This is a genomic window from Streptomyces phytophilus, from assembly GCF_013870535.1.
Classification (GTDB): domain Bacteria; phylum Actinomycetota; class Actinomycetes; order Streptomycetales; family Streptomycetaceae; genus Streptomyces; species Streptomyces phytophilus.
Map to the genome: position 1 here is coordinate 1 of NZ_JACBXC010000399.1, position 4,846 is coordinate 4,846.

At 72.3% G+C, this 4,846-nt stretch carries 4 protein-coding genes; 2 read left to right on the forward strand and 2 right to left on the reverse strand.

Features of this window, described 5'->3' with window-relative positions:
- Positions 1-1,069 (forward strand): ATP-binding protein (locus tag H5J30_RS17785; protein ID WP_181788403.1); only part of this gene is annotated, 1,069 nt, incomplete at its 5' end.
- Here H5J30_RS17785 and H5J30_RS17790 read toward each other — a convergent pair.
- Both H5J30_RS17790 and H5J30_RS17795 read right to left on the reverse strand, forming a co-directional pair.
- On the reverse strand, positions 964-2,895 hold the full coding sequence (locus H5J30_RS17790; RefSeq protein ID WP_181788404.1) for a hypothetical protein: 1,932 nt from the start codon (positions 2,893-2,895) through the stop codon (positions 964-966). The genes H5J30_RS17785 and H5J30_RS17790 overlap by 106 nt on opposite strands.
- The gene (locus tag H5J30_RS17795; RefSeq protein ID WP_181788405.1) at positions 2,892-3,848 is read right to left on the reverse strand and encodes a TIGR02996 domain-containing protein; all 957 of its coding nucleotides are present in this window, start codon (positions 3,846-3,848) and stop codon (positions 2,892-2,894) included. The genes H5J30_RS17790 and H5J30_RS17795 overlap by 4 nt, the downstream gene beginning before the upstream one ends.
- Before the next feature lie 248 nt (positions 3,849-4,096).
- Here H5J30_RS17795 and H5J30_RS17800 point away from each other — a divergent pair.
- The coding region (locus H5J30_RS17800; protein WP_258563381.1) for a condensation domain-containing protein at positions 4,097-4,846 on the forward strand (750 nt) is incomplete at its 3' end.

The window sequence follows — 4,846 nt, forward strand, 5'->3', positions numbered from 1 at the left end:
GCACCGCTGGGCGGTGCTGCTCCAGGGGCCGCCCGGCTGCGGCAAGACGGAGATCGCCAAGCAGATCGCCCGCGAGGAGACCGGCCGCGCACCGGTGTACTTCTCGCTGCCGGTGACCAACGTCGAGGACCTGTGCGTGCCGGTGCCGACGGCGGACGGGGCGCTGGAGGCGATGCTCGCCCGGTCGCTGCTCGACCCGGAGCCGAAGGTGCTGATCTGGGACGAGTACAACCGGCCCAAGGACAAGGCGACGTACGCCAAGCTGATGGAGATCACTCAGGAGTGGACGCTCGCCGGCCGCCCGCTGCCCGGCCTGCGCGCGCAGGTGGCGCTGCAGAACCCGCCGTACCACCTCGGCCGCAAGATGCTGGTCAGCAGCAACAACGTGGCCCAGGCCAGCCGGTTCACGGTCAGCTACGAGGTGCAGCCCGCGGACATCCCGGCCAACGAGTGGCTCATCTCGACCTACGGCGAGACCGCCGAGACCGTCCTTGAGTGGTGGAAGAACGACATCGACGACGAAGGCCGCGACTGGGTCACCAAGCGCACCCTGGAACGGCTCATCAAGCTGCACCACGCGGACATACCGCTGGAGCAGGGCCTGATCTACCTCGGCGACGGCGAGTACGCGCCGGTGCCCCTGTCCGGTCTTGAGGCGCGGCTCGCGGAGCGGCCGCACATCGGGCTGGCGGAGCTGGCCGTCGACCTGCCGGGCTGGCAGGCCCGGCTGGCGGCGGCCGTCGAGACGTCCGCGGAGGGCACCAACGACACCGACCTGGTGCACCAGGTGTTCTCCAACGCGGAGGTGTCGCAGCTCGAACGGCACCTCGACGTGGTGGCGCGGCTGCTGCCGCACCTGCCGCCCAAGCTGCGCGCCACCTACCTCGTGGGCCAGGCCGCGGCGCGCCAGCGCTTCTGGATCGCCGCCCTGGCCCGGATGGGGGAGCTGGCCTCCGCGTCCGCCTACTCCTTCTCCGCCGCCTCTCCGGCTGCCCCTTCTTCTTCCTCCCCCTCTTCGTCCCCGTCTTCTTCGTCTTCTTCTTCGTCCTCTTCGTCCTCTTCGTCGTAGTAGTGGTCCTCCCAGTTCTCGTCGATGTCGTCCTCGCTGAACGGGCGGACCATCGGCACCGCGACGGTGGACTGCTCGTGGTCCACCGTCCAGGAGTTGCGGAAGAAGTCGAACTTCAGGTGGAAGAGGCCGTCGTGCTCGGTGAACAGGATCGGCGGCACGAGGAAGTGCGCCACCTCCACGGTGGCCGCCGTGGTGACGAAGTCGTGGGCCGGGGGCACCGGCGGACCACCCTGGCAGGACGCGAAGTTGACCGGCTCCGGCGCCTTGCCGCCCAGCACGTGGATGCGGTTGCCCTCCACGACGAAGCGGTCCGGGTCGAGCACCACGTCCTCGCCGAGCATCATCACCGGCGCGGGCAGCACGTCCGCCTTCGCGGCGTCCTGCGCGCGCACGTAGTGCTTGATGACGTCGGCGTTGCGCGAGGTGTCGAAGCGCGGGCCGAGGAGGCCGCCGTCGCAGATGCCGCACGCGCAGTCGGGCATGTCGTCGGTGGCGGGCTCCTCGGGCGCGGGGAACAGCAGGCTCTTGTCGAACGCCGTGAGGGGTGACGTCCCGCCGCTCTCCTCCAGGAACGCCGGTATCCAGTCGGTGCCCTCGGCCTCGACCACCGTCGTCTCGCACGCCGCGCGGAACGCGCTGTCGCCGACCTTGCAGTTGAAGTAGTCGAGCAGCGTGATCGCCGCGCACACGGCCGGCGACAGGCCGCCGGACGCGGGGAACCAGAAGTCGTGGCCGTTGGCGACGAAGTCAAGACCGCGGAACCGCTTGTGCAGGAACGGCTCGCCTGCCGCGCCGGTGCCGAGGTCGCCGCTCCAGTGCGCCGCGGCGACGCGGTTGTAGTAGTCGTCGGCGTACCGGGCGAGTTCGGGCGCGAAGACGCTCTCGCCCGTCAGATAGCACGCCTTGGCGAAGAGGGCCCCGATCTCCGGGTCGTGCGCGGCGTCCGGCTCGGTGAAGACCAGCTCCGTGCGCAGGAAGACCTTGCGTCCGTCGCGGTACGGGGCACCCTCGTGCTCGTACCGCTGATCGAAGATCACGCAGGTGAAGGGCTCGATGTCGGTGAGCCCTGCGGCGCCCGTCAGGTCGAGGGCGGGGCTGCCCGAGCCGCCGGTGAGGTACAGCAGGACGGTGTAGCGGGAGACGTGGCCGCGCGACCTGTCGTAGTACGGGGTGTCGCGGTGGCGGTGGAAGTTGGCGTCGTCCGGCTCGAAGCGGTTGCAGCGGAAGACGGGGTTGACGTGCGCGAAGCCGTCGATCCGCGGCCGCGGCAGGGCCTTCGCCACCGCCCCGGTGAGGGCCTCGGCGAGCAGCGCCGAGTGGAAGATGAAGCGGTCGCCGCCGCGGGAGCCGGCGTTGAGGGGCGGCACGTAGAGATCCAGGGCGTCCAGGCTCTCCAGCTTCGCGCGCGCCGCGGCGGGCAGCCCGACCGAGAAGGAGTACGCCCCCTCGGCGAACTCCGTGCGGTCCGTCAGCTCGAAGTCCAGCCCGGCGTCCGCGAAGAGCCGGTCGAGCGGGAGGATGTTCTCGTACGTGCGGAACGACATCTCCCGCGGGTCCGCGAACACGGCGGCCAGATACGGCGCCTTCTCGCTGGGCCGCGCGAACAGCTCGCGCACGTCCGCGTCGATGCGCTCGGCGTCGACGAAGCGGACCGCCTTGAACCGCGCCGTCGGATGCCAGGAGACCGCGAGCCCGTCGAGCACGGCGGTGGGCTCCGCGTCGGTGGCGTCGACCAGGGCGCGATACCGGTCGACATCCTCCGCGGGCGCCTGCCCGGCGGCGGCGGACAGGGCGAAGAACCGGTCGCGGAGCTCGATGCTCACACGCTCCTCCAATAACTGCGCAGTACGGGCGGGAGTTGGGGCGCGGCGGCGAGTGTGCGCGCGCCGGCTCCGCCGACGTCGGCGGAGTAGAGCAGCAGCCGGGTGAGCGAGCCGGCGAACGGCGCCGCGAGCAGGGCTTCGGTGCCCTCCTCGCCGATCGCGTTGTAGCGCAGGTCGAGTTCGGTGAGTGCGCCGAAGGCGTGCAGGGCGCGCACCCCCTTCGCGCTGAGCGCGTTGCGCTGGAGGTGCAGCCGCCGTACGCCGGTGAAGAAGGGGTTGGCGGCGAGCGCGGCCAGGCCGCTGTCCCCGATCTGGCAGTAGCGCAGGTCGAGCGTGCGGAGCCGGCCGGGCCCCGCCGCGGCGGCCAGGCTCCGGCCGCCGGCCGCCTCGCTGCGGAAGTACGAGGACACCGCCAGGGCCTTGGCGCCGAGGGCGCCGATGCGGAGGTAGGACAGGTCGACGGAGGTGAACGGGGCCAGGTCGAGCGTCGCGAGCACACCCGCCTCGACCTCGGCGGACGGCAGCGGCTCGCCGTCCTCGTCCGTGTCGTCCTCCCAGTAGTCGAACTCCGCCGGGTCGGACTCCGGCGGCACGATCCGCAGCGCGGTCGCGAACGGCGCGGCGCGCAGGGCCTCGTCGACCGCCCGGGGCGCGTCGTCGTCCTCCCATTCGACGGCGATCGCCGTGGCGAACCCGTGCCGCCGCTCCGCGGCGCTGACCCCCTCCGGCAGCTCCGCGTCCCAGCTCTCCCGGTGCTCCGCCACCAGCGCGTCGATCTCCCGGTCGACGGCGTCCCGGCCGCTGCCGGGACCGACGCGCGAGCGCCGCTCCGCCAGCTGGATCAGCTCCGCGCGGGGGTCGCCGCGCTCCCGCAGCCGGTCGCCGTAGACCAGCCAGGACGCCAGGTCGTCCGGGCGTTCCCGCAGTGTTTCTTCCAGGGCCCCTAAGGTCATTGCCGGAGGCTAACAGCGGCCACTGACACACCGGTTCGGACCCCGGCAGCGCCGGCGGCCCGGTGCGCTGCGATCAACTGATATCCGCCTATCGGACTGCAGATCATTCCTTCGAGTGCTATGTGCCTCCAGATGCAGGAATATCCCGCACCCGCTGGCACGATGATCCACATCTTCCTCCCCGGGGCGGAGTGCCCGAAGCCACCGCTCTCCAGCAGAGATTGCCGGCACCAGCAGGAGGTACGCCGTTGTCCCGTAGCCAGGTCTCCGCAGAGCAGGGCGGCGCAGACGCGCCGCACCGCGACGGGCCCGCCGACGCACCGGAGACCCTGCCGGTGACCGCCGGCCAGCGGGAGGTGTGGCTCGCCGAGCAGCACTCCCCGGGGCACCGGTCCGCCCTGCGGCTCGGCGAGTACCTGGCGATCGACGGGCCGGTGGAGCCCGACCTGTTCGAGGCGGCGCTGCGCCATGTCGTCGGCGAGGCCGACGCGTTGCGCGTACGCCTGGTGCCGGGCGCGGACGGTCCCGTACAAGTACTGGAGCCCCGGCTGCCGTGGACGCTCGCCTTCGTCGACGTGAGCGGCGAGCCCGACCCGGAGGCGGCCGGGCGGGCGTGGGCCGACGCCGACGTGGCCCGGCCGATGGACCTGGCCGAGGGGCCGCTGTTCAGCTTCGCGCTGCTCAAGCTCGGGCCGGAGAGGTTCTGGTGGTACCACACGTACCACCACGCGGCCGTCGACGCGTTCGGCTACGCGCTCGTGGCCCGCCGGGTCGCCGAGGTGTACACGGCTCTCGTAGGGGGCCGGACCCCCGGCCCCTCGCCCTTCGGGTCGCTGGCGACGCTGGTCGGGGCCGACCGGGAGTACCAGGACTCGGCGGACCGGGCCGCGGACCGGGCGTACTGGACGGGGCAGTTGGCCGGCTGGACCCGCCCCCCGTCCAGCGGTGCAGCGGCCGACGCGGGCTGCCGGGGCGGCAAGTCGGACCGGGACGACGGG